This window comes from Agromyces sp. NPDC058126, from assembly GCF_042884595.1.
GTDB lineage: Bacteria > Actinomycetota > Actinomycetes > Actinomycetales > Microbacteriaceae > Agromyces.
On record NZ_JBHVTS010000003.1, the window covers coordinates 671 to 24683 of the forward strand.

General features: G+C 71.0%; 28 protein-coding genes and 1 tRNA gene. 24 read left to right on the forward strand and 5 right to left on the reverse strand.

The genetic code is table 11. From position 1 onward, the window contains the following. Window positions 1-835, reverse strand: an 835-nt coding sequence (locus ACFVTR_RS08955) for a hypothetical protein (protein ID WP_387036616.1), incomplete at its 3' end; no start/stop codon positions are given. Between the two features lie 3 nt (window positions 836-838). On the opposite strand from ACFVTR_RS08955, the gene ACFVTR_RS08960 reads away from it, so the two are divergent. The 15 genes from ACFVTR_RS08960 (at window position 839) to cmk (ending at window position 14817) form a co-directional block, all read left to right on the forward strand. Beyond that, window positions 839-1603, forward strand: a complete 765-nt coding sequence (locus tag ACFVTR_RS08960; protein WP_387036618.1) for a hypothetical protein — start codon at window positions 839-841, stop codon at window positions 1601-1603. Continuing rightward, the gene (locus ACFVTR_RS08965; RefSeq protein ID WP_387037728.1) at window positions 1578-2612 is read left to right on the forward strand and encodes an HAD-IIA family hydrolase; all 1035 of its coding nucleotides are present in this window, start codon (window positions 1578-1580) and stop codon (window positions 2610-2612) included. Before ACFVTR_RS08960 ends, ACFVTR_RS08965 begins: the two co-directional genes overlap by 26 nt. 40 nt (window positions 2613-2652) lie before the next feature. Next, the gene (locus ACFVTR_RS08970) at window positions 2653-2844 is read left to right on the forward strand and encodes a hypothetical protein (RefSeq protein ID WP_387036620.1); all 192 of its coding nucleotides are present in this window, start codon (window positions 2653-2655) and stop codon (window positions 2842-2844) included. Further along, the gene (locus tag ACFVTR_RS08975) at window positions 2844-3653 is read left to right on the forward strand and encodes a TlyA family RNA methyltransferase (protein WP_387036622.1); all 810 of its coding nucleotides are present in this window, start codon (window positions 2844-2846) and stop codon (window positions 3651-3653) included. Before ACFVTR_RS08970 ends, ACFVTR_RS08975 begins: the two co-directional genes overlap by 1 nt. Continuing rightward, window positions 3650-4564: an NAD kinase gene (locus ACFVTR_RS08980; protein WP_387036625.1), complete on the forward strand. Its 915-nt coding sequence runs from the start codon at window positions 3650-3652 to the stop codon at window positions 4562-4564. Before ACFVTR_RS08975 ends, ACFVTR_RS08980 begins: the two co-directional genes overlap by 4 nt. A gap of 24 nt (window positions 4565-4588) precedes the next feature. Beyond that, window positions 4589-6289, forward strand: a complete 1701-nt coding sequence (recN, locus tag ACFVTR_RS08985; protein ID WP_387036627.1) for a DNA repair protein RecN — start codon at window positions 4589-4591, stop codon at window positions 6287-6289. A gap of 167 nt (window positions 6290-6456) precedes the next feature. Beyond that, complete coding sequence (locus ACFVTR_RS08990) at window positions 6457-8115, forward strand: CTP synthase (protein WP_387036628.1); 1659 nt, start codon at window positions 6457-6459, stop codon at window positions 8113-8115. Further along, entirely contained in the window at window positions 8108-8782 is a 675-nt protein-coding gene (locus ACFVTR_RS08995) for an NUDIX domain-containing protein (protein WP_387036630.1), read from the forward strand. Before ACFVTR_RS08990 ends, ACFVTR_RS08995 begins: the two co-directional genes overlap by 8 nt. Beyond that, window positions 8779-9684, forward strand: coding sequence for a site-specific tyrosine recombinase XerD (gene xerD, locus ACFVTR_RS09000; protein WP_387037730.1), 906 nt, complete (start codon window positions 8779-8781; stop codon window positions 9682-9684). Before ACFVTR_RS08995 ends, xerD begins: the two co-directional genes overlap by 4 nt. Window positions 9685-9741: 57 nt before the next feature. Beyond that, window positions 9742-10629, forward strand: a complete 888-nt coding sequence (locus ACFVTR_RS09005) for a ParA family protein (RefSeq protein WP_387036632.1) — start codon at window positions 9742-9744, stop codon at window positions 10627-10629. Then, window positions 10613-11464: a segregation and condensation protein A gene (locus tag ACFVTR_RS09010; protein WP_387036633.1), complete on the forward strand. Its 852-nt coding sequence runs from the start codon at window positions 10613-10615 to the stop codon at window positions 11462-11464. The genes ACFVTR_RS09005 and ACFVTR_RS09010 overlap by 17 nt, the downstream gene beginning before the upstream one ends. Beyond that, window positions 11454-12224, forward strand: coding sequence for an SMC-Scp complex subunit ScpB (scpB, locus tag ACFVTR_RS09015; protein ID WP_387036635.1), 771 nt, complete (start codon window positions 11454-11456; stop codon window positions 12222-12224). The genes ACFVTR_RS09010 and scpB overlap by 11 nt, the downstream gene beginning before the upstream one ends. Further along, window positions 12214-13026, forward strand: coding sequence for a pseudouridine synthase (locus ACFVTR_RS09020; protein WP_387036636.1), 813 nt, complete (start codon window positions 12214-12216; stop codon window positions 13024-13026). The genes scpB and ACFVTR_RS09020 overlap by 11 nt, the downstream gene beginning before the upstream one ends. Beyond that, complete coding sequence (locus tag ACFVTR_RS09025; RefSeq protein WP_387036638.1) at window positions 13026-14111, forward strand: prephenate dehydrogenase; 1086 nt, start codon at window positions 13026-13028, stop codon at window positions 14109-14111. Before ACFVTR_RS09020 ends, ACFVTR_RS09025 begins: the two co-directional genes overlap by 1 nt. Window positions 14112-14145: 34 nt before the next feature. Beyond that, entirely contained in the window at window positions 14146-14817 is a 672-nt protein-coding gene (cmk, locus tag ACFVTR_RS09030; RefSeq protein ID WP_387036640.1) for a (d)CMP kinase, read from the forward strand. Between the two features lie 51 nt (window positions 14818-14868). On the opposite strand, the gene ACFVTR_RS09035 is transcribed toward cmk, so the two are convergent. Beyond that, a complete protein-coding gene (locus ACFVTR_RS09035; protein ID WP_387036642.1) occupies window positions 14869-15726 on the reverse strand; it encodes a GAP family protein in 858 nt (285 codons plus the stop codon). Between the two features lie 60 nt (window positions 15727-15786). Here ACFVTR_RS09035 and ACFVTR_RS09040 point away from each other — a divergent pair, with 60 nt between their 5' ends. The 4 genes from ACFVTR_RS09040 (at window position 15787) to ACFVTR_RS09055 (ending at window position 19722) form a co-directional block, all read left to right on the forward strand. Then, window positions 15787-17049 (forward strand): sensor histidine kinase, encoded by a 1263-nt coding sequence (locus ACFVTR_RS09040; protein ID WP_387036643.1) that lies wholly within the window; start codon window positions 15787-15789, stop codon window positions 17047-17049. Continuing rightward, window positions 17046-17735, forward strand: a complete 690-nt coding sequence (locus ACFVTR_RS09045) for a response regulator (protein WP_387036645.1) — start codon at window positions 17046-17048, stop codon at window positions 17733-17735. Before ACFVTR_RS09040 ends, ACFVTR_RS09045 begins: the two co-directional genes overlap by 4 nt. 133 nt (window positions 17736-17868) lie before the next feature. Further along, window positions 17869-19377, forward strand: coding sequence for a ribosome biogenesis GTPase Der (gene der, locus ACFVTR_RS09050; protein WP_387036647.1), 1509 nt, complete (start codon window positions 17869-17871; stop codon window positions 19375-19377). A 99-nt stretch (window positions 19378-19476) separates the two neighbouring features. Next, window positions 19477-19722, forward strand: a complete 246-nt coding sequence (locus ACFVTR_RS09055; protein WP_387036649.1) for a DUF167 domain-containing protein — start codon at window positions 19477-19479, stop codon at window positions 19720-19722. 98 nt (window positions 19723-19820) lie between these two features. Here ACFVTR_RS09055 and ACFVTR_RS09060 read toward each other — a convergent pair whose 3' ends face one another. Both ACFVTR_RS09060 and ACFVTR_RS09065 read right to left on the reverse strand, forming a co-directional pair. After that, window positions 19821-20117 (reverse strand): SHOCT domain-containing protein, encoded by a 297-nt coding sequence (locus tag ACFVTR_RS09060; RefSeq protein ID WP_387036650.1) that lies wholly within the window; start codon window positions 20115-20117, stop codon window positions 19821-19823. A gap of 18 nt (window positions 20118-20135) precedes the next feature. Then, on the reverse strand, window positions 20136-20759 hold the full coding sequence (locus tag ACFVTR_RS09065; protein WP_387036652.1) for a GNAT family N-acetyltransferase: 624 nt from the start codon (window positions 20757-20759) through the stop codon (window positions 20136-20138). Between the two features lie 122 nt (window positions 20760-20881). Between ACFVTR_RS09065 and ACFVTR_RS09070 the strand changes: the two genes are divergently transcribed. The 3 genes from ACFVTR_RS09070 to ACFVTR_RS09080 all read left to right on the forward strand — a co-directional run bounded on the left by ACFVTR_RS09070 (window position 20882) and on the right by ACFVTR_RS09080 (window position 22173). Beyond that, entirely contained in the window at window positions 20882-21331 is a 450-nt protein-coding gene (locus ACFVTR_RS09070) for a MarR family winged helix-turn-helix transcriptional regulator (RefSeq protein WP_387036654.1), read from the forward strand. Next, entirely contained in the window at window positions 21328-21999 is a 672-nt protein-coding gene (locus ACFVTR_RS09075) for a hypothetical protein (protein WP_387036655.1), read from the forward strand. Before ACFVTR_RS09070 ends, ACFVTR_RS09075 begins: the two co-directional genes overlap by 4 nt. A 97-nt stretch (window positions 22000-22096) precedes the next feature. Next, window positions 22097-22173, forward strand: a tRNA-Pro gene (locus tag ACFVTR_RS09080). Between the two features lie 65 nt (window positions 22174-22238). On the opposite strand, the gene ACFVTR_RS09085 is transcribed toward ACFVTR_RS09080, so the two are convergent. Beyond that, window positions 22239-22784, reverse strand: coding sequence for a hypothetical protein (locus tag ACFVTR_RS09085; RefSeq protein ID WP_387036656.1), 546 nt, complete (start codon window positions 22782-22784; stop codon window positions 22239-22241). A gap of 40 nt (window positions 22785-22824) precedes the next feature. On the opposite strand from ACFVTR_RS09085, the gene ACFVTR_RS09090 reads away from it, so the two are divergent. Together ACFVTR_RS09090 and ACFVTR_RS09095 are read left to right on the forward strand one after the other, a co-directional pair. Further along, window positions 22825-23058, forward strand: coding sequence for a hypothetical protein (locus tag ACFVTR_RS09090; protein ID WP_387036657.1), 234 nt, complete (start codon window positions 22825-22827; stop codon window positions 23056-23058). Between the two features lie 140 nt (window positions 23059-23198). Further along, window positions 23199-24011 carry an SDR family NAD(P)-dependent oxidoreductase gene (locus tag ACFVTR_RS09095; protein WP_387036659.1) on the forward strand — a complete coding sequence of 271 codons (813 nt, stop codon included), beginning with the start codon at window positions 23199-23201 and terminating at the stop codon, window positions 24009-24011. Window positions 24012-24013: the final 2 nt, after the last annotated feature.

Below are 24013 nucleotides of genomic sequence, written 5' to 3' on the forward strand. Positions count from 1 at the left end.
GCCCTATGGTGCTCGCGATGACCGCAAGCCCTACGGCGACCGCGATGGTCAGCGCTCGCACGGTGCTCGCGATGACCGGAAGCCGTATGGCGACCGCGATGGTCAGCGCTCGCACGGTGCTCGCGATGACCGGAAGCCGTATGGCGACCGTGGTGACCGCAAGCCCTATGGTGCTCGCGATGACCGCAAGCCCTACGGCGACCGCGATGGTCAGCGCTCGCACGGTGCTCGCGATGACCGGAAGCCGTATGGCGACCGTGGTGACCGCAAGCCCTATGGCGACCGCACCGACCGCAAGCCCTATGGTGCTCGCGACGACCGCAAGCCGTACGGCGATCGTGACGACCGCAAGCCGTACGGCGATCGCGGCGATCGCAAGCCCTACGGCGACCGCGATGGTCAGCGCTCGCACGGTGCTCGCGATGACCGGAAGCCCTATGGTGACCGTGGAGAGCGCAAGCCCTATGGTGCTCGTGACGACCGCAAGCCGTATGGCGACCGCACCGACCGCAAGCCCTATGGTGCTCGCGACGACCGCAAGCCGTACGGCGATCGCGGCGACCGCAAGCCCTATGGGGACCGCCGGGACGCTCCGCGCTCGGGTGGTCGACACGACGAAGAAGCGCCGCGCGAGCGTTACGGCGCGGCCGACCTCGCCGTTCGTCCCCGTCACGACGACCCCTTCATTCCCGAGCGCATCGACCCGCGCGACCTCGACAAGGGTGCACGCGCCGAGCTGAAGACGCTCAGCAAGGAGAATGCCGACTGGGTTGCACGGCACCTCGTCGCGGCATCCGAGCTGCTCGAGACCGACCCCGAACTGGCGCACCGTCACGCGATGTCGGCTGCTCGACGCGCCGGCCGCATCGCGGTCGTGCGCGAGACGCTCGCGATCACCGCGTACGCGACCGGCGACTTCGCACTGGCGCTCCGTGAGCTCCGCACCTACCGACGCATCTCGGGCAGCAACGACCAGCTGCCGCTGATGGTCGACAGCGAGCGCGGCGTCGGGCGGCCCGATCGGGCGCTCGAGGTCGGCCGCGCTGTCGACCGCAACGAGCTGCCCGCGGCGGTGCAGGTCGCCCTGGCGATCGCGATGTCCGGTGCGCGGCTCGACCTCGAGCAGCCCGAACTCGCGCTCTCCGAGCTCGAGATCCCGCAGCTCGATCCCGACCGTGCCTTCTCGTACAGCCCCGCGCTCTTCTCCGCCTACGCCGAGGTGCTCGAGGAGCTCGGCCGCGACACCGAGGCCGCCGACTGGCGCGCCCGTGCGGCGCGCGCGGAGGCTGCGCTCGGCGGTCCCGCCGAGGCGGAGCTCGTCGAGATCTTCGAGATCGAGATCGAGGGTGAGGAGGTGGCGACCGAGGTCGCCGGCGAGGCCCCCGAGACCGCGGCAGCCGAGGCTGCAACCGTGGATGCGGCAACGGACGACGTCGTGGACTCGGTCGACGAGACGCCCGAGTTCGCCGAACTCGAGGACCCGGGCGCCGTGCTCGAGGACGATGTGGCCGCAGTGCTCGCCGAGGGCGAGGCGCTCGAGGCCGAGGCCGCAGCGAAGTCGGATGAGGACGACGCCGATGGCGCTGTTCCGCACGAAGACTGAGCCGTCGACCCCGCTCGACGGCGTCGACGCGGTCTTCGCCGACCTCGACGGGGTCGTCTACGCCGGCGCCGGTGCGATCCCGCACGCGGTGGAGAGCCTCAACCAGATCAAGCCCGATCGTTCGCTCGGCTACATCACGAACAACGCGTCGCGCAGCGACGCCTCCGTCGCGGGGCATCTCGCGGAGCTGGGGCTCGACGTCGTGCCCGAGGAGGTCGTGACCTCGCCGCAGGCGGCGATGCAGCTCCTCGAGGGCCAGGTCGCTCCGGGCGCGCTCGTGATGGTCGTGGGCGGCGAGGGCATCGAGGTCGAGCTGCGCAAGCGCGGGTACCGCGTGACCCGGTCGGCCGACGACGCACCCGACGCGGTGGTGCAGGGCTTCACGCCCGAGATCGGCTGGAAGGACCTGGCCGAGGCGGCCTTCGCGCTCAATGCGCACGGCGGCCCGGATGCCTCGACGCCGGGCATCCCGTGGATCGCGACCAACATGGACTGGACGATTCCGGTGGCACGCGGCATCGCGCCCGGCAACGGCACCCTGGTCTCGGCGGTGCACACCGCGGTCGGGCGGTTCCCGCTCGTCGCCGGAAAGCCGGAGACGCCGATCTTCGAGGAGGCGCGCCGTCGCTTCGCGGCGACGACCCCGCTCGTCGTGGGTGACCGGCTCGACACCGACATCCTCGGGGCGAACCGCGCCGGCATGGCGAGCGCCATCGTGCTGACCGGCATCGATCGTGCGAAGCAGCTGCTCGCCGCCGATGCCAAGAGCCGTCCCGACTTCATCCTCGCCGACCTCCGGGGGCTGCACGAGCCGTACCCGGTCGTCGAGCAGCGTCGCGGCGGCGCGATCCGCGTGCGCGAGGCGAAGGTCGTGGTCGAGGCCAACCGCGTCGAGATCCTGTCCGAGGGCGGCGATGCGCTCGACCTGCTGCGGGCGGCGTGCGCGGCGATCTGGAGCTCGGGCACCGCGATCCACGCGCTCGACGTGCCGACGCGCCTGTATTCGTGATGGTCGCGCCGGTGTGGGCGGCCCGGGGTACCGTGGACTCGTGAGCACTGACGACGACACCGATTTCGGCGCCGACGACGCGGGGCCCGACCTCGGCGACGAGGCGCGCGTCGCGCTGGCCGAGATCGACGACCTGCCGCTCGCCGAACGAGCCCCCGCCTACGACGCGCTCGTCGCGCGCCTGCGTGAGGAGCTCGAGCAGTCCGACCCGTCGCGCGTCGCGCCCCGGTGATGGCCGAACAGCGACTCGATGCCGCACTCGCGAGCCGGGGTCTCGCCCGATCTCGCACTCATGCGGCGACGCTCATCGCGGGCGGGATCGTCACGGTCGACGGCAAGCCCGTGGTGAAGCCCTCCACGAAGGTCGCACCCGACGCCGAACTCGCGGTCGCGGCATCCGATCACTATGTGAGCCGTGCCGCGCACAAGCTGATCGCGGCGCTCGACGAGTTCGGGGTCGATCCCGGCGGCCGCGTGGCGCTCGACGCCGGCGCGTCGACCGGCGGGTTCAGCCAGGTGCTGCTCGAGCGCGGCGCGAGCACGGTGCTCGCCGTCGACGTCGGGCACGGTCAGCTCGCGCCAGAGCTCGCGGATGCACCGGGGCTCGTGCTCGTCGAGGGCTGCAACGTACGTCATCTGACCGCCGAGTCGCTCGCGGCGTCGACGGGCGTCGCGGAGCGGCCGTCGCTCGTCACGGCCGACCTCTCGTTCATCTCGCTCACGACCGTACTTCCTGCGCTCCGCGAGACGGCCGTGCCCGAGGCCGACTTCGTACTGCTCGTGAAGCCGCAGTTCGAGGTCGGTCGCGGGGGAGTGCGCGAGGGCATCGTCCACGACGCTTCGCTGCGCTCGGAGGCCGTGATGAACGTGCTGTGGGCGGCGCACGATCTCGGGCTGCGCACGGCGGGCGTCTCGTCCTCCCCAATCGCCGGCTCGCACGGCAACCGCGAGTTCCTCGTGCATCTCAGCGCGTCGGCCGGGTCCGATCCGTCAGAATGGTCGAGGCGGGTCGACGAACTGACGGGAGGGGGGCACGGGTGAACGACGCACGGCATTTCCTCGTGGTCTCCCACACCGGGCGGCAGGCCGCCCTCGAGGCCACCGGCGAGGTCTGCACGCAGTTGCTCGACGCCGGCGCGATCCCCGTGATCGCCGCCGAGCACTGGGACGACGTGCACTCGTTCGTCCCCGGGCTCAACGGCGGCGTGGTCCGCTTCGAAGACATCGATCCGGGCCTCATCGAGCTCGTCATCGTCCTCGGCGGCGACGGCACCATCCTGCGCGCGGCCGAACTGATGCGCGACTTCCCGGTCGCGCTGCTCGGGGTCAACCTGGGGCACGTCGGCTTCCTCGCCGAGAGCGAACGCGACGACCTCGGCTACACCGTCTCGCGGGCGCTCGCCCGCGACTACAGCGTCGAAGAGCGCATGACGCTGTCGGTGCGCGCCAAGGTGGGCGACGACGTCGTCTACGAGAGTTGGGCGCTCAACGAGGCGACGGTCGAGAAGGCCGAGCGCGAGCGCATGCTCGAGGTCGTCATCGAGGTCGATCGCCGGCCGCTCTCGTCGTTCGGCTGCGACGGCGTGGTGATGTCCACGCCGACCGGGTCGACGGCGTACTCGTTCTCCGCAGGCGGCCCCGTCGTGTGGCCGAGCCTCGAGGCGCTGCTGCTCGTGCCGCTCAGCGCGCACGCGCTCTTCGCCCGCCCCCTCGTGGTCGGACCCGAGTCCTCGCTCGCCGTCGAGATCCTGCAGCGCACCGAGACCTCGGCGGTCATCTGGTGCGACGGCCGACGCACCTTCGACCTGCCGGCCGGGGCGCGGGTGATCGTCCGCAAGTCCGATGTGCCGGTGCGCCTTGCGCGCCTCCACGAGGCGCCGTTCACCGACCGGCTCGTGAACAAGTTCCAGCTGCCCGTGACGGGCTGGAGGGGGCCCGCCGGCCGTGAGTGAGTTTTCGAAGAGCGAGGGAGCCCGATGATCGAAGAACTGGGCATTCGCGACCTCGGCGTGATCGCCGAGGCGACACTGCCGCTCGGGGCGGGCTTCACCGCGGTCACCGGGGAGACCGGCGCGGGCAAGACCATGGTGGTCACCGCGCTCGGTCTGCTGCTCGGCGCCCGATCCGATGCAGGGGCCGTTCGCTCCGGCGCGAAGCAGGCCTGGGTCGAAGGGCGCTGGCTCGTTGCCGACGAGGGTGCGATCGCCGAACGCGTCGCCGACACCGGGGGAGAGATCGAGGCCGGCGAACTGCTGCTCGGCCGCTCCGTGTCGTCAGAGGGGCGCAGCCGTGCCGTCGTGGGCGGCCGCAGCGCGCCCGTCGGCGTGCTGGCCGACCTCGGCGACGAACTCGTCGTCGTGCACGGCCAGGCCGACCAGCAGCGACTGCGGTCGGCCGTCGCCCAGCGAGAAGCCCTCGACCGATTCGCGGGCTCGGCGCTTGCGGCGACCCTCGACGAGTACCGCGCGGTGTTCGAGGCGTGGCGTGCCGATTCGACTGAGCTCACCCGTCTCCGGGACGACCACGAGGCCCGGGCGCGCGAGGCCGAGACACTGCGCGCCGAGCTCGACGAGGTCGAGGCGGCCGATCCGCAGCCCGGCGAGGACGCCGAGCTCGCCGAGCGCGCCGATCGGCTCTCGAACCTCGAAGAGCTCCGGATCGAGGCGGCGCAGGCGCGCGCCCTCCTCTCCGCCGACGAGGTCGTGGACGATGCACCCGACGCGGTGACGCTCGTCGAGGCGGCCCGCCGTCACCTCGAGCGGGTCGTCGCGCACGATGCGAGCCTCGCACCGATCGCCGAGATCTTGACGAACGCGGGCTTCCTCCTGGCCGATGCGGCCGCCGAACTCGCCGGGTACCTCACCGGTCTCGACGCCGACGGCGCCCGCGAACTCGAGGTCGTGCAGGAGCGACGGGCGCTGCTCGGTGCGCTCATCAGGCGTCATGGCGGCGAACTCGACGAGGTGCTGGCGTTCCGTCGCGACGGCGGGTTGCGGCTCGTCGAGCTCGACGGCGACGACGACCGCATCACGGTCCTCGAAGCCGCGGTCGAGGCCGCAGCCGCCGAGGTCGACCGGCTCGCGACCCGCATCACCGAACAGCGCACGGAGGCCGCGGCCCGCCTCGCCGAGGCGGTCACCCATGAGCTCGCCGCCCTCGCCATGCCCGACGCCGTGCTCACGGTGAGCGTCGACCCGGGTGCCGAGCCGTCCGTGCACGGTCGCGACCAGGTCGCGATCCTCCTGAGCCCGCATCCCGGCGCCGAGCCGCGCTCGGTCTCGCGCGGTGCGTCCGGCGGTGAGCTCTCGCGGGTCATGCTCGCAATCGAGGTCGTCATCGCCGGCACCGATCCGGTGCCGACCTTCGTCTTCGACGAGGTCGACGCGGGTGTCGGCGGCGCCGCGGCGATCGAGATCGGCCGACGCCTCGCACGACTCGCCGAGCGCTCGCAGGTCATCGTCGTCACGCATCTCGCGCAGGTCGCCGCGTTCGCCTCGAACCACTTGAGCGTGGTGAAGGGCACCGACGGTGCGGTGACCGCATCGAGCGTCAAGCAACTGGTCGGCGCCGAACGCGAGGCGGAGATGGCGCGCCTGCTCTCGGGTCTCGCCGACTCCGAGAGCGGACTCGCACACGCACGCGAACTGCTCGAGATCGCGTCGGAGCGCGCGGCCTGACGAGGGCGGCCGAAGGCCGGGAACGACGAGACCGGAGAGGTCTCGAACGAACGAAGGGGGAACGCGTGGGGCATGTCGGGACGACCGGTCAGGAACGTGGCTTAGAATATAAGCCCGTGGTGGATGAACGCGGCAGCGCGCTGAACAGCGCAGACATTTCGAACGACATGACCAAGCACATTTTCGTGACCGGTGGTGTCGTTTCTTCGTTGGGCAAGGGCCTCACGGCAGCGAGCCTGGGCAATCTTCTGACGGCTCGGGGACTCCGAGTGGTCATGCAGAAGCTCGACCCCTATCTGAACGTCGATCCCGGAACGATGAACCCGTTCCAGCACGGCGAGGTCTTCGTGACCGACGACGGCGCCGAGACCGACCTCGACATCGGGCACTACGAGCGGTTCCTCGACATCGACCTGAGCCAGGCGGCGAACGTCACGACCGGCCAGATCTACTCGACGGTGATCGCGAAGGAGCGCCGTGGCGAGTACCTCGGCGACACAGTGCAGGTGATCCCGCACATCACCGACGAGATCAAGCGACGCATGCGCCTGCAGGCGACCGAGACTCCGAAGCCCGACGTGATCATCACCGAGATCGGCGGCACGGTGGGCGACATCGAATCGCAGCCGTTCATCGAGTCGGCCCGTCAGGTCCGTCACGAGCTCGGCCGCAAGAACGTGTTCTTCGTGCACGTGTCGCTGGTGCCGTTCATGGGCGCCTCGGGTGAGCAGAAGACGAAGCCGACGCAGCACTCCGTCGCCGCGCTCCGTTCGATCGGCATCCAGCCTGACGCGCTCGTGCTCCGGAGCGACCGGCCCGTCACCGAGGCGAACAAGCGCAAGATCGCGCTCATGTGCGACGTCGACGAGGGCGCCGTGGTGAACGCGGTCGACGTGCCGTCGATCTACGAGATCCCGACGATGCTGCACGATCAGGGCCTCGACGCCTACATCATCGACTCGCTCGGCCTCGACGAGAAGTCGGATGCGGTCGACTGGTCGGGCTGGAGCGACCTGCTCCGCGTCGTGCACGACCCGAAGCACGAGGTCACGATCGGCCTCGTCGGCAAGTACATCGACCTGCCCGACGCCTACCTCTCGGTCACCGAGGCGCTTCGCGCCGGCGGCTTCGCGAACGATGCGAAGGTCAAGATCGAATGGATCCCGTCGGACGAGTGCAAGACGCCCGAGGGGGCGCAGAAGCACCTCGCCCACCTCGACGGCATCTGCGTGCCCGGCGGCTTCGGCGTGCGCGGCATCGAGGGCAAGCTCGGTGCGCTGCACTTCGCGCGTGAGAACGGGCTGCCGGTGCTCGGCCTCTGCCTCGGCCTGCAGTGCATGGTCATCGAGTACTCGCGCAACATGGCCGGGCTGCCCGGTGCCTCGTCGAGCGAGTTCGACCCCGACACGCAGTTCCCCGTCATCGCGACGATGGAGGAGCAGGTCGAGATCATCGCCGGCGGCGACCTCGGCGGCACGATGCGCCTCGGTCTCTACCCCGCGACGCTCGGCGAGGGCACCATCGCCGCCGAGCTCTACGGCTCGACCGATGTCAGCGAGCGTCACCGCCACCGCTACGAGGTGAACAACGCGTACCGCGACCGCATCGCCGAGGCCGGCCTCGTCTTCTCGGGCCTCTCGCCCGACCGCAACCTCGTCGAGTTCGTCGAGCTGCCGCGCGAGGTGCACCCGTTCTACGTCGGCACCCAGGCGCACCCCGAGCTGCGCAGCCGCCCGAACGACGCGCACCCGCTGTTCCGCGGCCTCGTCGGCGCGGCGATCGAGCGCCAGCAGGCGAGCCGGCTGTTCGACGTCAACAATGGCTGAAGCCACTGACGCGGTCGTCGGCGATCAGGGAGACCTGCTCGCCGACGACCGCGTCGAGCTCCCGCTCGTCTCGAGCGAACGCGTGTTCGAGGGCCGGGTCTGGAGCATCCGGCGCGAGAGCTTCGAACTCGACGGCGACGAGATCGTCCGCGAGTTCATGGACCACACCGGCGCCGTCGGCGTGCTCGCCCTCGACGAGCACGATCGGGTGCTGCTGATCAAGCAGTACCGGCACCCGATCCGTATGCGCGACTGGGAGATCCCCGCCGGGCTGCTCGACGTCGCCGGAGAGGCCCCGCTCCTCGGCGCGCAGCGCGAGCTGGCCGAAGAGGCCGACCTCGAGGCATCCGAGTGGGCGGTGCTCGCCGACTTCGCGACCTCGCCGGGCGGCAGCGACGAGGTGATCCGCGTGTACCTGGCCCGCGGCCTGCGCGCTGCGCCCGAGGTGCACGCGCGCGAGGCGGAGGAGGCCGGCATCGAGGTGCGCTGGGTGCCGCTCGACGACTGCGTCGACGCCGTGCTCGCCCGGCGCATCCACAACGGCCCGCTCTCGATCGCCGTGCTCGCGGCGCAGGCTGCGCGCGCTCGCGGCTGGCAGGGGCTCGGCGAGGCGGATGCCCCGTGGCCGAACCGCACGCCGCCGGTCCGAGGCGCGACGGACTCATGACGACGGCCGCGCTCGTCGACGGGTACCTGCGGCACCTGACCGTCGAGCGCGGACTCTCGCGCAACACGATCGCCTCGTACCGACGCGATCTCGCGATCTACGCCGACTGGCTCGACACCCGCGGGGTCGCCGATCCCGGTGGGGTGAGTGAGGGCGACCTCGCCGACTTCGTGCGCTTCCTCGGCGCCGACCGCGAGCCCGTGCTCGCGACGTCGTCGATCGCCCGGGTCCTCTCGGCGGTGCGCGGACTCCACCGCTTCCTCGTCGAGGAGGGCGAGATCGCCTCCGACGTGTCGAAGGAGCTCCGGCCGCCGAAGCTGCCGACCAGGCTGCCCAAGGCGATCCCCGTCGAGGACGTCGAGGCGCTCATCGCCGCCGCCGGCGGGGAGGAGCCCGTCGAGCTCCGTGACCAGGCCCTCCTCGAGCTCCTCTACGCGACGGGTGCGCGCGTCTCCGAGGCGGTCTCGCTGAACGTCGACGACCTCATCGACGAGGAGGTCGTGCGGCTCTTCGGCAAGGGCGGCAAGCAGCGCATCGTGCCGCTCGGCAGCTACGCCCGCCGGGCGATCGACGCCTACCTCGTGCGGGCGCGGCCGATCTTCTCCGCTCGCGGCCAGGCGACGCCGGCGCTCTTCCTCGGGGTCCGCGGCCGTCGCATGTCGAGGCAGGCGGCGTGGGACGCGATCACCGCGGCCGCCGAGAAGGCGGGCCTCGAGGCATCCGTCTCGCCGCATACGCTGCGGCACTCGTTCGCGACGCACCTCCTCGAGGGCGGCGCCGACGTTCGCGTCGTGCAGGAGCTCCTCGGGCACTCCTCGGTCGCGACGACGCAGATCTACACGCTGGTCACAGCCGATACACTCCGGGAGATGTACACGGCAGCACACCCGCGTGCTCGCTAGAATCGACCAAGCCCAGACCGAACAGGCACCGCGCCGCCCGAGGAGAGAAGACGACACGTGACGCAGCACCAGCAGGACTCGGCGGTCGGAACCACCTCGCCCGAGCCCGAGCTCGGTCCGACGGGTCGGCCGTCTCGCGAATTCCCCGATCCTGCGGCGCTCGCCTCGCACGGCCCGGCGCGCATCATCGCCCTCTGCAACCAGAAGGGCGGCGTGGGCAAGACGACCACCACGATCAACCTCGGCGCGACGCTCGCCGAGTACGGCCGCCGCGTGCTCGCGATCGACTTCGACCCGCAGGGTGCGCTGTCGGCGGGACTCGGCGTGCAGACGCATGACGTGCCGACGATCTACGACCTGCTGCTCTCGCGTCAGTTCGAACCGAAGGACGCGATCCAGCACACGAGCGTCGAGGGCCTCGACGTGATCCCCGCGAACATCGACCTCTCGGCCGCTGAAGTGCATCTCGTGACCGAGGTCGCGCGCGAGCAGATCCTCGCGAGCGTGCTCCGCCGCGTCTCCGCCGACTACGACGTCATCCTCATCGACTGCCAGCCCTCGCTCGGCCTCCTCACCGTCAACGCCCTGACGGCGAGCCACGGCGTCATCATCCCGCTCGAGTGCGAGTTCTTCGCCCTGCGCGGTGTGGCGCTGCTCATCGAGACCATCGACAAGGTGCGCGACCGTCTCAACCCGGCGATCGAGCTCGACGGCATCCTCGCCACGATGTACGACTCGCGCACGCTGCACTCGCGCGAGGTGCTCGAGCGCGTCGTCGACGCATTCGGCGACAAGGTGCTCGAGACCGTCATCACGCGCACGGTGAAGTTCCCCGATGCGACGGTCGCGGCGACGCCGATCACCGAGTTCGCTCCCGAGCACCAGGCGTCGAAGGCGTACCGGCAGCTCGCCAGGGAGCTGGTGTTCCGTGGCGCGGTCGCCTGAGGCGTCGGCCTCAGCGCACGAGCCGGCGACGGATGCCCCGGAGGGCGGCTCGGAGCCGGGGTTCCGCGTTGCGCTCACCAACTTCGAGGGCCCGTTCGACCTGCTGCTCTCGCTCATCGCGAAGCACGAGCTCGACATCACCGAGGTGTCGCTGTCGAAGGTGACCGACGAGTTCATCTCGTACCTGAAGGGCCTCGACTCGGAAGAGGAGCTCGACCGCGCGAGCGAGTTCCTCGTGGTCGCGGCGACCCTCCTCGACCTCAAGGTCGCCGGGCTCCTGCCGCAGGGCGAGCTCGTCGACGCCGAGGACGTCGCACTCCTCGAGGCGCGCGACCTGCTCTTCGCCCGCCTGCTGCAGTATCGCGCCTTCAAGGAGGCGGCGCGCTGGTTCAGCGGCAACCTCGACGCCGAGGCGTCGCGCCATGCACGGACGGTGCGGCTCGAAGCGCAGTTCCGCCAGCGCGCGCCCGAACTCGTGTGGTCGCTCTCGGCCGAGGACTTCGCCGCACTCGCGACGCTCGCGCTCACGCCGCGAGAGATCCCCGTGGTCGGGCTCGATCACCTGCACGCGCCGCTCGTGTCGATCCGCGAGCAGGCGGCGCAGGTCGTCGCGATCCTGCGCCGGGGCGAGCCGGTGACCTTCCGACAGCTGATCGCCGGAGTGGGGCAGCCGGGCGTCGTGGTCGCCCGCTTCCTCGCGGTGCTCGAACTGTACCGGCATGCCGCGATCGGCTTCGACCAGCTCGAACCGCTCGGCGAGCTGACCCTGCACTGGGCCGCCGAGAGCTGGTCCGACGCGAACCTCGAGAGCCTGGGGGCCGACTATGACGAATGACGCCGACACCGTGGAGGCGTTCGAGCCGATCGACGGGGCCGCTGAGGCGGTCGATGTCGCCGAACCCGATGACCACGACGCAGTGACCGTGCCCGACAAAGCCGCAGGCGCCGGCCCCGAGCTCTCGGTGGCGACGCCGCTCGACGTACCCGGGCAGCCCCACCTCGACCTCGACCGCGCGATCGAGGCGATCCTCTTCATCGCCGACGAGCCCCAGAGCGTCGTGCACCTCGCGGCGGCGGTCGCCCGCCCGGTCGCCGAGGTGCGGGCCTCGATCGCCCGCCTGCGTGCCGACTACGACGGCGAGGCCGTCTCGGGGGAGCCCCGCACCGATGTGCCCGCCGACGAAGGCGCGGCACGCAGCATCCGACGTGGTTTCGAGCTTCGCGAGGTCGGCGGCGGCTGGCGCTTCTACGTGCGCGCCGACTACGACGCGCTCGTCACCTCGTTCGTCGTCACGCAATCGTCGACGAGACTCTCGCAGGCCGCGCTCGAGACGCTGTCGGTGATCGCCTACAAGCAGCCGATCTCGCGTTCGCAGGTCGCCTCGATCCGTGCCGTGAACGTCGACTCGGTCGTGCGCACGCTGCTCGGCCGGGGCCTCGTCACCGAGGTGTCGAGCGACCCCGAGACGGGCGCGATCCTGTACGGAACCACCGAGCTGCTGCTCACGAACCTCGGCATCAACTCGCTCGACGAACTGCCGCCGATCTCACCGTTGCTCGACGACGGCCAGGAAGGATTCGACCTTGACCGATGAACGAGGCCCCGTGAACGACGGCCCGGACGGAAACCGTCAACGCCTGCAGAAGGTGCTCGCCGCGGCGGGCGTGGCCTCGCGCCGCGTCGTCGAGGAGTACATCGTGCAGGGCCGTATCGAGGTGAACGGCGAGGTCGTGACCGAGCTCGGTACCCGCGTCGACCCTGAGACCGACCTCGTGTCGGTCGACGGCGTCGCGGTGCAGCTCGACACTGCGAAGCGCTACTACATGCTGAACAAGCCGGTCGGCGTGGTCTCGTCCATGCGCGACGAGCAGGGCCGGCCCGACCTGCGCCGCTTCACCGACGAGCTCGACGAGCGCGTCTACAACGTGGGCCGGCTCGACGCGGAGACGAGCGGGCTGCTCGTGCTCACCAACGACGGCGAGCTCGCCCACGTGCTCGCGCACCCGTCGTTCGGCGTCGAGAAGACCTACATCGCGAAGGTGCGCGGGCGCGTGACCCCGCAGACACTCCAGCAGCTGAAGAACGGCATCGTGCTCGACGACGGCCCCATCAAGGCCGATCGGGCCCGACTGCTCCAGGCGCAGGGCGACTCCCGTCACTCGATGGTTCAGCTCACCCTGCACTCGGGCAAGAACCGCATCGTGCGCCGCATGCTGCAGGCCGTCGGCCACCCCGTCGTCGAGCTCGTGCGCCGCCAGTTCGGGCCGCTGCACCTCGGTACACTGAGGGCCGGTCAGCTGCGTGAGCTGACGAAGACCGAGCGCGGCCTGCTGCTCACGATCGCCCGCGAGGCGAGGGCCGCCCGGGGTGAGTCCCGAGCGGACGAGGAGAACTGATGGTCGTCGAGTCACGGCTCACCGGCCCGGTGCGCGTCGTCGGGGCGGGACTGCTCGGCACGAGCGTCGCGCTCGGGCTGCGGGCTCGCGGCATCGATGTGATCCTGGCGGATGCCTCGCCCACCCACGTCGCGCTCGCCGTCGACCTCGGCGCCGGCCGGCCCGCCGAGCCGGGCGACGCACCCCAGCTCGTCGTGGTGGCCGTGCCGCCCGACGTGACCGCCCGCGTCGTCGCCGAGGAGCTCGCGTCGTTCCCCGACGCGATCGTGACCGACGTCGCGAGCGTGAAGGCCGGCATTCTCGCCGAACTCGAGGCCGCCGGTGCCGACGTCGCACGCTACATCGGTTCGCACCCGCTCGCCGGGCGCGAGCGCGGCGGCCCGCTCGCCGCGCGCGCCGACCTCTTCGCCGGTCGCCCCTGGGTGGTCGCCGCCCACGACGCGATCAGCTACCAGCGGGCGGGTGCGATCGACGACCTCATCCTCGATCTCGGCGCCACCCTCGTCGAGATGACCCCCGACGAGCACGACCGGGGCGTCGCGCTCATCTCGCACGTGCCGCAGGTCGTGTCGAGCGTCATGGCGCGCCGCTTCATCGATGCCCCGAACGCCGCCCTCGGCCTCGCCGGACAGGGCGTGCGCGACGTCACCCGCATCGCGGCGAGCGATCCCGACCTGTGGGTGCAGATCCTCGGGGCGAACGCGGCGCCCGTGCGCGACATCCTCGTCGCCCTGCGCGACGACCTCGACCGTTTCATCGACGCGCTCGGCGACCCGGTCGCGCCCGGTGCCCGCCGCCGAGTCGCCGAGGAGCTCACCGGCGGCAACACCGGCGTCGCCCGGCTGCCCGGCAAGCACGGCACCGACAAGCGCTTCACGACCGTCATCGTCATGGTCGACGACCGGCCCGGGCAGCTCGCCCGCCTGCTTGCCGAGATCGGCGAGATCGGCGTCAACCTCGAAGACCTGCGGCTCGAGCACTCGCCCGGCCGCCAGGTCGGCCTCGCCGAGGTGCAGGTCGTGCCCGAGGCCGCCGAACGACTGACCAACGAGCTGGCCGAACGCGGCTGGCGCATCGCCGGCTGAGCCGGCCCGAACTCTCGAACATCTGGAGGCATCTGTGCAGTTCCCCTTCGTCGTGGCCGTCGACGGTCCCGCCGGCAGCGGCAAGTCGAGCGTGTCGAAGGCCGTCGCCCGGCGCCTCGACTACGGATTCCTCGACACCGGCGCCGCGTACCGCGCGCTGGCGTGGCACGTCGAAGCCGGCGGCGTCGAGCCCGAGGACGCCGCTTCGGTGATCTCGTGCCTGGCGAGCTTCGACTACGGCATCGGCACCGACCCCTCGGGCTATCGCGTGCACGTCGGGCCGACCGACGTCACCGACGCGATCCGCGATCCGCAGATCTCCTCGATCGTGAGCCTCGTCGCGCGGGTGCCCGAGGTGCGGACGCACCTCATCGAGCTGTTCCGCTCGATCATCGCTGCCGAGCAGCGCCCGGGCATCGTCGTCGAGGGGCGCGACATCACGACGGTCGTCGCCCCCGATGCACCGGTGCGCATCCTGCTCACCGCCTCCGAAGAGGTGCGGATGTCTCGGCGTGCCGCCGAACTCACCGGCCACGACGCGGGCAAGACCGGCGAACAGCTGCGCGCCCGCGACCGGGCCGACTCGAAGGTGGTCGACTTCACGAACGCCGCCGAGGGGGTCACCGTGGTCGACTCGACCGAGCTCGACTTCGACCAGACCGTCGACGCGGTGATCGCGGTCGTCGAGTCGGTGTCGGCCGCGTAGCGGGGACGACCGCGTTCGGTCGGTGCCCGATGGGTGCTGGTGAGGCCCTCGTCAGCGCTTGGTCAGCTCTTCGAGCGCCGTGAAGATGCCGAGTTCGCTCGCGGCGCTCCGCGCGACGAGGAACCCGACGATCCCGAGGATCCAGGCGGTGTTCTCGGCCGCGGTGCGCTCGAGCCAGGCACCGAGGCGTTCGAGCGGACGCGTCACGATCGGCGCGGCGACCAGGCGGAGCCCGAGCAGCACGAGCGCGGGCGCGATCATGAGCACGCAGTAGCCTGCCAGGGCCGCGATCCGCATCCAGAGTTCGAGTTCGGCTTCGGCGACCATGCCCATCGCGACGAGGTAGGGCAGCATCGTCGCGACCTCGATGAGTCCGGCGGCCACTGCGACCGCCATCACGGTCGCGGGGGAGACCGCGTCGGAGAGCAGGCGGTCGCGCCATCGCGAGACGCGGCCGCCGGGGGCGTTCGGGCCAGTGCCCGGATGGGGGTTCGAGGCGCCGCCGCCCGGGCCGCCCGGCGACTCCGTGGCGCCGCCCGACTGCGCCCCGATCGACGTGACTCCGACCATCTCGGAGTCGACCCGCGCCCGCGCCTTCTCGCGCGTCGGCATCGCGATGCCGATGAGCAGCAGGGCGACGCCGACGGCGAGCCGTGCGACGAGCCCGGCGGTCGAGTTCAGGAACACCTGCCCGGCCTCGATGAAGTTGACCATTCCGAGGGTCACGAGCACCCCGACGACGAGGTAGAAGCCCGCGATCGTGACGAGGTAGAGCAGGATCCGACCTCCGCGCACGCGCGGAGCGAGGAGGAGGAACACCGGGATGAGCAGGGTGCCGATGCTGAGTCCGTCGAGGAGGGCGAGCACCGCGAGCGAGAGCTCGAGCGGCGCGCCGGTCGGGAGGTTCATGCCTGCAGTCTGCCGAGGGGAGCGCGGGAGCGGATCGGGCGGATGAACGAGATGGCCGGCATGCCGACTCGTCCTTTCGGCGTAGGCCCCGGCCGTCGGGTGCATGGTTCGATGGAGGGCATGGCGATGGCGAGCGGGGCAACGGCGCGGGAGGCCGCCGACGCGGGATGGGTGCAGCAGCACCGCCCGCTCCTCGACGCCGCCGGGATCGCGGCCGTGAGTGCGATCTCCGCCGCTGCCGGACTCGGCGAGATCTGGGACGTCCTCTCCGTGCTGCCCGAACCCGTCTCGCCGTGGTGGGGCGTCGTGATCGCGATGCCCGCCATCGTCTGCGTCGCGCTGAAGCGTCGATACCCACGCACCGGGCTCGCCGTTACGACCGTGCTCGCGGTCACGGCGCTGTTCACCGTCGGCGGCATCGGCACGCTGGTGGCCCTCCTCGACCTGCTCTGGACGGTCACGCTCGGTGCCTCGCCCGGAGGGCGTCGTCGCATCCTCGCCGGGTGCGCCGCGGCGACGGCCGCCGTCTTCGCCCTGACCGTCGCGGTCACCGGGGAACTGCGCATCGCGGTGCTGATCGGGCTGCAGCTCGGTGCGCTCCTCGGCGCCGACTACTGGTGGGCGACGGCCGTCGCCCAGGCGAACGAGCTCGCCGAGCTGCATCGCCGCGAGGCGCGCGAGGTCGTGCGGCTCGCCGAGCGCGACCGGGATGCCGCGCTGCAGCGCGAACGGGACGGGATGGCCCGCGAGCTGCACGATCTCGTCGCCGGCCACGTCTCGGCGATGGCGATCAGGGCCGAGGCGGCGTTGTCGAACGGGCGCGACCCGGTCGCCGACGGCGCCGCGCTGCGCGCCGTGCGCGATTCGAGCCTCGAGGCGCACGAGGCCCTGCGGTCGATGATCCGGGTGCTGCGGGCGGGCGGCGGCGAGCTCGTCGTGCCGCCCAGGCTCGATCGGGTTCCGGGCTACATCGACGAGGCGCGGCGCGCGGGCCTGGAGGTGAGCTTCGCCGGGACGCCGGCGGCGCCGGTTCCCGTGGCGGTCGAGCAGCTGGCGACGAGCGTCGTGCAGGAGTCGCTCGCGAACTGCGTGCGTCACGCCGCCGGCGGCCGCGTCGCGATCGAGATCGGGCTCGACGACGAGACCCTCGTGGTGCGCGTCGACTCCCGGGACGGCCGCCCCCTCGAGCGGCCCGAGCTGCCCGGCAACGGCTCCGGTCTCGTCATGCTCGGCGAACGCGTGCGTGCGCTCGGCGGACGATTCGACGCGGGCCCGGTCGGTGCGGGATGGTCGGTGCGTGCAAGCCTCCCGGTGGACGCATGAGTGCGCCGCGGGTGCTGCTCGCCGACGACCACGGCGCGATCCGCGAGGCGCTGCGGATCATGCTCGAGTCGCACGGCATCCTCGTGGTGGGTGAGGCAGCTGACGGCGCCGCTGCGGTCCGCAACGCCATGGCTCTCCGACCCGACGTCGTGCTGATGGACCTGCGGATGCCCGGAGTGGACGGCGTCGCGGCGACGCGCGAGATCCGCGATCGCGGTCTCGGCGACGTGCTCGTGCTCACGAGCTTCGACGAGGACGAGCTCGTGTTCGGCGCGATCCGCGCGGGAGCCGCGGGATTCCTGCTGAAGACGACCGACGCCGTCACGCTCGTCGACGCCGTGCACCGTGTCGCGGCCGGCGAGGGCGTGCTCGATCCTCGGGTGACCCGGCGCGCGCTCGCCGCACTCGCCGATGGTGCACCCGGGCCGGTTGGCGAGGCGGTGGACCTCGTGACTGACGGGTCGGGGGAGCAGGACGGCGCGGCGATCTCGCGGTTGACCGCTCGCGAACGCGACGTGCTCGTCGCGATGGCGCAGGGCTGGTCGAACGCCGAACTCGCCGACCGGCTCGGCATCGCGGTGCCGACGGCGAAAACGCACGTCTCGAACGTGCTCGCGAAGCTCGGCGCGCGAAGCCGGACCCACGCGGTCGCGATCGCGCGCGGGGACGAGCCGGATCGCCCGTGAGTCGCTCCGCCGATCCCATGGACGGCGTCCGACGGCGGGCGGCGAGGGCGGCGGCATCCGATGTTCTCAGCATTCATACGGCAGACTGGGAGTCGCGCGCATTCGCGCCCACGACTTTCTGCAGGAGATATTCATGACCGACCAGCGCGACGAGTACGACGACGTCGCCGACGACCTGGCCGAGCGCCTCTCGGTCGTCGACGACGAACTCGCCGAGCAGCGGGCCGCAGCGCTCCGCTCCGGCCTCAGCGACTACGAACTCGACGACGACGACCTCGAGGTCCTCGAGATCTCCGAGGGCGGCGAAGAGGGTATCCGCTACCTCCCCGCCCTGCCGGTGATCGCGATCGTCGGTCGCCCGAACGTCGGCAAGTCGGCGCTCGTGAACCGCATCCTCGGCCGTCGCGAGGCCGTCGTCGAGGACACCCCCGGCGTGACGCGCGACCGCGTCTCGTACAAGGGCGAGTGGCTCGACCGCCGCTTCACGCTCGTCGACACCGGCGGTTGGGAGCCCGACGCCAAGGGCATCGACGCGTCGGTGGCCGCACAGGCCGAGGTCGCGATCGACCTCAGCGACGTCGTGCTCTTCGTCGTCGACGCGACCGTCGGCGCCACGTCGACCGACGAGCACGTCGTGCGCCTGCTCCGCAAGACGAACAAGCCGGTGTTCCTCGTCGCCAACAAGGTCGACGACGCCCGCCAGGAGTCCGAGGCCACCGCGCTCTGGAATCTCGGGCTCGGCGAGCCGCACCCCGTCTCCGCGCTGCACGGTCGTGGCGTCGCCGACATGCTCGAGGCCGTCTTCGAGAAGCTCCCGCAGGTCTCCGCCGTCGCCAAGGAGGAGTTCGGCGGACCCCGCCGAGTCGCCATCCTCGGCCGCCCGAACGTCGGCAAGAGCTCGCTGCTCAACAAGGCCGCCGGCGAGGAGCGCGTCGTCGTGAACGAGCTCGCGGGCACCACCCGCGACCCGGTGGACGAGCAGATCGAGCTCGGCGGCAAGATCTGGCGCTTCGTCGACACCGCCGGCATCCGTCGTCGCGTGCACCTGCAGCAGGGCGCCGACTTCTACGCGTCGCTGCGCACGCAGGCAGCGCTCGAGAAGGCCGAGGTCGCGGTCGTGCTGCTGGATGTCTCGCAGCCGATCTCCGAGCAGGACGTGCGCATCATCGACCTCGTGCTCGAGTCGGGCCGCGCGCTCGTGCTCGCGTACAACAAGTGGGACCTGCTCGACGACGACCGCCGTCGCTACCTCGAGCGCGAGATCGAGAAGGATCTGCACCACGTCGCCTGGGCGCCGCGCGTGAACATCTCGGCTCGCACCGGCCGTCACCTCGAGAAGCTCGTGCCCGCCCTCGAGACCGCCCTCGAGTCGTGGGACACCCGCATCCCGACGGGCAAGTTCAACGCCTTCCTCACCGAGCTCACCCAGGAGCACCCGCACCCCGTGCGCGGCGGCAAGCAGCCCCGCATCCTGTTCGGCACGCAGGCGGCGAGCCGCCCGCCGACATTCGTGCTCTTCACGACCGGGTTCCTCGACCCGGGCTACCGCCGCTTCATCCAGCGGCGCCTGCGCGAGATCTACGGCTTCGAGGGTTCGCCCATCGTGGTCAACATGCGCGTGCGCGAGAAGCGCCAGCGCTGACCGCTCGAAGCGGGCGGGCGAGTGATCGCCCGCCCGCTTTCGTCTTCTGTTGGCCGCAGCGACCGGCTGACGAGCTCGCCCGCCGATTCGGAGTCGCCGATGGAGATCACGATCCGGGTGAAGCCCGGCAGTCGCAAGGGGCCGCTCGTCGAAGCGACGCCCGATGATCCGGCGGCGTCGTTGACGGTGTTCGTGCGTGAGCGTGCGGTCGACGGCGCGGCGAACGCCGGCGTCGTGGCTGCGGTCGCGGCGCATTTCGGCGTACCACGTCGCGACGTCGAGATCCTGCGGGGGCTGACTTCGCGGGTGAAGCGCGTGCGGGTCGAGGGCATCGACGGCGTGTGATCGACGGCGTGTGATCGACGGCGTGTGATCGACGGCGTGTGATCGACGGCGGTCGCGTGAGCGTCGGCGGCAACCGCGCCGGTCGCTCTGCGCCCGGCTCAGACGTCGCGGATGATCGCCTGGCGCTGCGCCTCGTGCTCGGCAGCGGTGATGACCCCGCGGTCGCGCAGATCGTCGAGTTCGCGGAGGCGTGCTTCGATCGTGCGCGGTGCCTCGGGCGCGCCCGCATGCCCGACCGCCGGTGCGGCCTCGTGAGGGGCCTGCGGCACGGCGGGTGGCGTCGAGCGACGGGTGACGAGCACGACCGGCACGACGATCGCGGCGATGATGAGTGCGAACAGCAGCAGCACGCCGATGATGGCGAGGAAGTGCCAGCTGACGAACCCCGAATGCATGAGGCGAGTGTAGCCCCGTCAGTCGGAGAGGCGCCGCTGCATGATCGCACGGTCGGCGTTGGGGCGGGCGACCTCGGTGAAGCCGGCGCCCACGAACATCGAGACCGTGCCGTGGAAGAGGTCGGCGGCGGGGATCTTCGGGTGCGCGGTCGGATCGATGGCGTACCCCTCGACGAGGCGGGCGCCGTTCGCTCGCGCGAACTCGACGGCAGCCTCGGCGAGGGCCTTGCCGACGCCGCGCTTGCGGTAGGCGCGCGGCACCACGAAGCACGAGACCGCCCAGACGCCCGGATCGGACAGATCGGGGTTCGGCGTCGAACCGCTCACGAGCCGGCTCTGCTGCAGGCGGACGAGGTTCGCGCGCGGCTCGACGGCGCACCAGCCGACCGGCACCTCGCCGTCGTAGGCGAGCAGCCCCGGCCCCGCGCCGGGGGAGTCGATCTGCTCGTGCAGGCGATCGCGCAGGCCCTCGTCGCCGATGCCGCGCCAGTCTCTGCCCGGGATCTTGTACCACTGGCACCAGCAGTGGGCGGGATCGCCCTTCGTGCCGAACACCGCCTCGACATCGGCGAAGGGCGCATCGGCGGCGGAGACGACCCGCAGCGGAGCGGGCTCGAGATCGTCGGTGAGCTCGGTGATCATGGGCCAACCGTATCGCCGACCACTGACATCGCGGCGCCGGCGGCGAATGGGCGCGTGCGGCGGAACGGTCGCTCGCAGCCGGCGAATAATGAATGAAGGTAACAATGAAGTATCATCATGATATGGATGTGACCCTCCTCGACCGGCTGCTGCAGATCGGCGAACTCTTCCAGCGCGACATGGCGCGCGCCTTCGCCGGCACCGGCTTCACCCCGGCCAGGCTTCGCGTGCTGTGGGTGCTCCAGCACGACGGTGCGATGACGCAGCAGGCGCTCGCGGTCGAACTCGACGTCACCCCGCGCAACGTCAGCGGGCTCGTCGATGCGCTCGAGGCATCCGGTCATGTGCGACGCGGGCCGCACCCGAGCGACCGGCGCGCGGTGCTCGTCGAGCTCACGCCGCGCACCGCCCGCATCATGTCGCGGATGCAGCGCGAGCACGAGGAGCTCTCGGCGACCCTGCTCGACGCGGTGGCACCCGCCGACCGCGCCGCCGTCGAACGCGGCATCGGCGCGATCGCCGACCGCCTCACTGTGCTCGTGGAAGGCGCAGAGGAAGGCGCCGAGACATGAGCACGACGACGCGCGCCCCCGCGGAGGCATCCGCCTGGGTTCGTCTCGGTCGCGTCGCGAAGCGCGCGCTCGCGATGGAGCTCGCGGTCTACGCGAGCATCGGGCGGTTCCTCTCGCGGCGGCCGGCGATCCCGCGCGGCGCGGTCGGGTTCGGCTACCACAGGCCGGTGCTGACGATCCTCGTGATCTTCATCGTGCTGTCGGCCGTCGAGATCCCGATCATCGATCTCATCGTGCACCGGTGGCCGGCGGTGCGTATCTCGATGCTCGTGCTCGGCATCTGGGGGCTGACGTGGATGCTGGGCCTGTTGTGCGCGTACCTCATGCGGCCGCACGCGGTCGGTCCGGAGGGGATCCGCGTGCGCGCCGGACTCGAGACCGACCTCGCGCTCAGCTGGGACGACATCGCCTCGGTCAGTCGCCGCCTGCAGGTCGACGAACCCAAGTCGCCGAAGATCGTCGAGCAGGATGCCTCGCGCACGCTCTTCGTGCGCCTGAACAACGAGACCGACATCGAGATCGAACTCGAGCGGCCCACCGTGGTCCGGCTGCCCGGCCATGGCGCGTCCGGGGGAGCGCAGGAGGTGACCGCCGTGCGGATCTGGGTCGACGACTCGGCGGCCTTCATGGACGAGGTTCGGCGTCATCTCGCGCCGGTGCGCGAGTAGCGGAGCGTTTCGAGACCCCGTCGACGCCGTGTGTGCAAAAGCACCCCTCCGGATACCGCTATGATGGTCAAGTTGCCTCGGACAGACACCGGAGCATCGGGCTGTGGCGCAGCTTGGTAGCGCACTTGACTGGGGGTCAAGGGGTCGCAGGTTCAAATCCTGTCAGCCCGACCAGAGAAAGCTCCGGTAGATCGCAAGATCTGCCGGGGCTTTCGTCGTCTTCGGGGCTCGTGATCGCCTCACGCCACCCCGGCCAGGGCCTCGAGTTCGGCCAGTCGCGCGGCGGGGTCTCCGGTGATCTCGGCCACCCTGAGGTGCTCGCCGACGAGGTCGGGATCGTCGATGAGCTCGAGGAGGATCCGGTCCATGGCCTCTCGGAGTTCGAGGTCCTCATCGTGTCCGACGTGGATCGGGTCGCCCGCAGAGAGCGGGAGGACCACCAGTACGTCGACCCCGCGGAGTGCGTCGGCCGTGATCGCCATCGCCCGTTCGATGCGCTCGTCGTCCGAGGTCCTGCCGGTCACCTCGGCCAGCGCCAGGATGTAGGCGAGGAAGTCGACGGGGCCCCGCTCCGCGATGATCCGCTCGCCGTGCTCGTCGCTGAGGAGGCGGTCCGCCGCGATCCGCAGTTGGGCGGTGAGCATCGCCGTGTTCGGGGCATCCCAGGTCTCGTCGATGAGTTCGAACGGGTCGGGCAGCACCGCGAACTCGGGATGTGCGAGGACGAAGTCCGAGATCAGGGTGCTCTTTCCGCTCGCGTGGGTGCCGGACACGACGATGCGCATGCTGCGAGTGTAGCCAGCGGGCCGCCGGTAGGCTGGTCGGGTGGAACCCGGCCTCATCTTCGCCCTCGCCTGGGCTGTCATCGCCCTCGTCGGAGGCTCCGTGCTCGTCGCGCGTCGCCGGTGGCTCGCGGACGCCATCACGGCAGAGCGCCAGGCGGGTGCCGGGCGGGCGGGAGCCCGCGGCCCGAGCCCGATGATGTTCCTCACCGTCGGCCTGGTCTTCGTCGCGATGGGCCTGTTCATCATCGTCTGGTGGGCGTCGACCGCATTCTGATCTGCGGCGCCCGGCGGGCTCGTGCCTCGAACTGAGGTGATGCGTCGTGCGACCTCGACGGATACGATCGCTCAACGGCGAATCCCCACCGCCGCACGCTTTCCCTCACTCGACGGCCCCGGCCGGCAAGGAGCATCCCCATGAACATCGACGGCAAGGTCTTCGTCGTCACCGGCGCCGGCAACGGCATCGCCCGTGAAGTCACCCTCCAGCTGCTCGCCCGCGGCGCCTCGGTCGCCGGCGTCGACCTGAGCGAGGCCGGGCTCGCCGAGACCGCGCGTCTGGCCGACGCCGGCGACCGGTTCTCGCAGCACCTCGTGAACATCACCGATCGCGAGGCCGTCGCAGCGCTGCCGGCCGCGGTCGAAGCGGCGCACGGCCAGGTCGACGGTATCCTGAACATCGCGGGCGTGATCCAGAAGTTCGTGAAGGTGAACGAGCTGCCGTTCTCCGAGATCGACAAGGTCATGGCCGTCAACTTCGGCGGGGTCATGAACATGTGCAAGGCGTTCCTGCCGGTGCTGCTGACTCGTCCCGAGGCGGCGATCCTGAACGTCGCGAGCATGGGCGCGTACGCGCCGGTGCCCGGCCAGGCGGTCTACGGCGCATCGAAGGCCGCGGTGAAGCTCGTCACCGAGGCGCTCTACGCCGAGCTCCTCGACACGAACGTGCAGGTGACCGTCGTCTTCCCCGGTGCGATCGGCACCGACATCGCCGCGAACTCGGGCGTCACGCTCGCCGGCGGCGAGACGAAGGAGTCGGCCGCCGAGTCCTCCTCGTACAAGATGACGAGCCCCGAGGTCGCGGGCAGGGTCGTCGTCGACGCGCTCGTGAAAGGCCGGTTCCGCGCCACGATCGGCCCTGACGCCGCGGCGATGGACCGCATCTCTCGCATCAACCCGAAGTACGCAACGACGCTCATCGCGAAGCAGATGGGCAGTCTGCTCGGCTGAGC

Coding starts and splice junctions, on each gene's coding strand:
- ACFVTR_RS08965 (WP_387037728.1), top strand. CDS start 1,578: ATGGCGCTGTTCCGCACGAAGACTGAGCCGTCGACCCCGCTCGACGGC.
- ACFVTR_RS09075 (WP_387036655.1), top strand. CDS start 21,328: ATGAGCACGACGACGCGCGCCCCCGCGGAGGCATCCGCCTGGGTTCGT.
- ACFVTR_RS08960 (WP_387036618.1), top strand. CDS start 839: ATGTCGGCTGCTCGACGCGCCGGCCGCATCGCGGTCGTGCGCGAGACG.
- ACFVTR_RS09095 (WP_387036659.1), top strand. CDS start 23,199: ATGAACATCGACGGCAAGGTCTTCGTCGTCACCGGCGCCGGCAACGGC.
- ACFVTR_RS09060 (WP_387036650.1), bottom strand. CDS start 20,117: ATGCATTCGGGGTTCGTCAGCTGGCACTTCCTCGCCATCATCGGCGTG.
- ACFVTR_RS08975 (WP_387036622.1), top strand. CDS start 2,844: ATGGCCGAACAGCGACTCGATGCCGCACTCGCGAGCCGGGGTCTCGCC.
- scpB (WP_387036635.1), top strand. CDS start 11,454: ATGACGAATGACGCCGACACCGTGGAGGCGTTCGAGCCGATCGACGGG.
- ACFVTR_RS09065 (WP_387036652.1), bottom strand. CDS start 20,759: ATGATCACCGAGCTCACCGACGATCTCGAGCCCGCTCCGCTGCGGGTC.
- recN (WP_387036627.1), top strand. CDS start 4,589: ATGATCGAAGAACTGGGCATTCGCGACCTCGGCGTGATCGCCGAGGCG.
- ACFVTR_RS08995 (WP_387036630.1), top strand. CDS start 8,108: ATGGCTGAAGCCACTGACGCGGTCGTCGGCGATCAGGGAGACCTGCTC.
- ACFVTR_RS09035 (WP_387036642.1), bottom strand. CDS start 15,726: ATGAACCTCCCGACCGGCGCGCCGCTCGAGCTCTCGCTCGCGGTGCTC.
- ACFVTR_RS09040 (WP_387036643.1), top strand. CDS start 15,787: ATGCCGACTCGTCCTTTCGGCGTAGGCCCCGGCCGTCGGGTGCATGGT.
- ACFVTR_RS09055 (WP_387036649.1), top strand. CDS start 19,477: ATGGAGATCACGATCCGGGTGAAGCCCGGCAGTCGCAAGGGGCCGCTC.
- der (WP_387036647.1), top strand. CDS start 17,869: ATGACCGACCAGCGCGACGAGTACGACGACGTCGCCGACGACCTGGCC.
- ACFVTR_RS09085 (WP_387036656.1), bottom strand. CDS start 22,784: ATGCGCATCGTCGTGTCCGGCACCCACGCGAGCGGAAAGAGCACCCTG.
- ACFVTR_RS09045 (WP_387036645.1), top strand. CDS start 17,046: ATGAGTGCGCCGCGGGTGCTGCTCGCCGACGACCACGGCGCGATCCGC.
- ACFVTR_RS09025 (WP_387036638.1), top strand. CDS start 13,026: ATGGTCGTCGAGTCACGGCTCACCGGCCCGGTGCGCGTCGTCGGGGCG.
- xerD (WP_387037730.1), top strand. CDS start 8,779: ATGACGACGGCCGCGCTCGTCGACGGGTACCTGCGGCACCTGACCGTC.
- ACFVTR_RS08990 (WP_387036628.1), top strand. CDS start 6,457: ATGACCAAGCACATTTTCGTGACCGGTGGTGTCGTTTCTTCGTTGGGC.
- ACFVTR_RS09070 (WP_387036654.1), top strand. CDS start 20,882: ATGGATGTGACCCTCCTCGACCGGCTGCTGCAGATCGGCGAACTCTTC.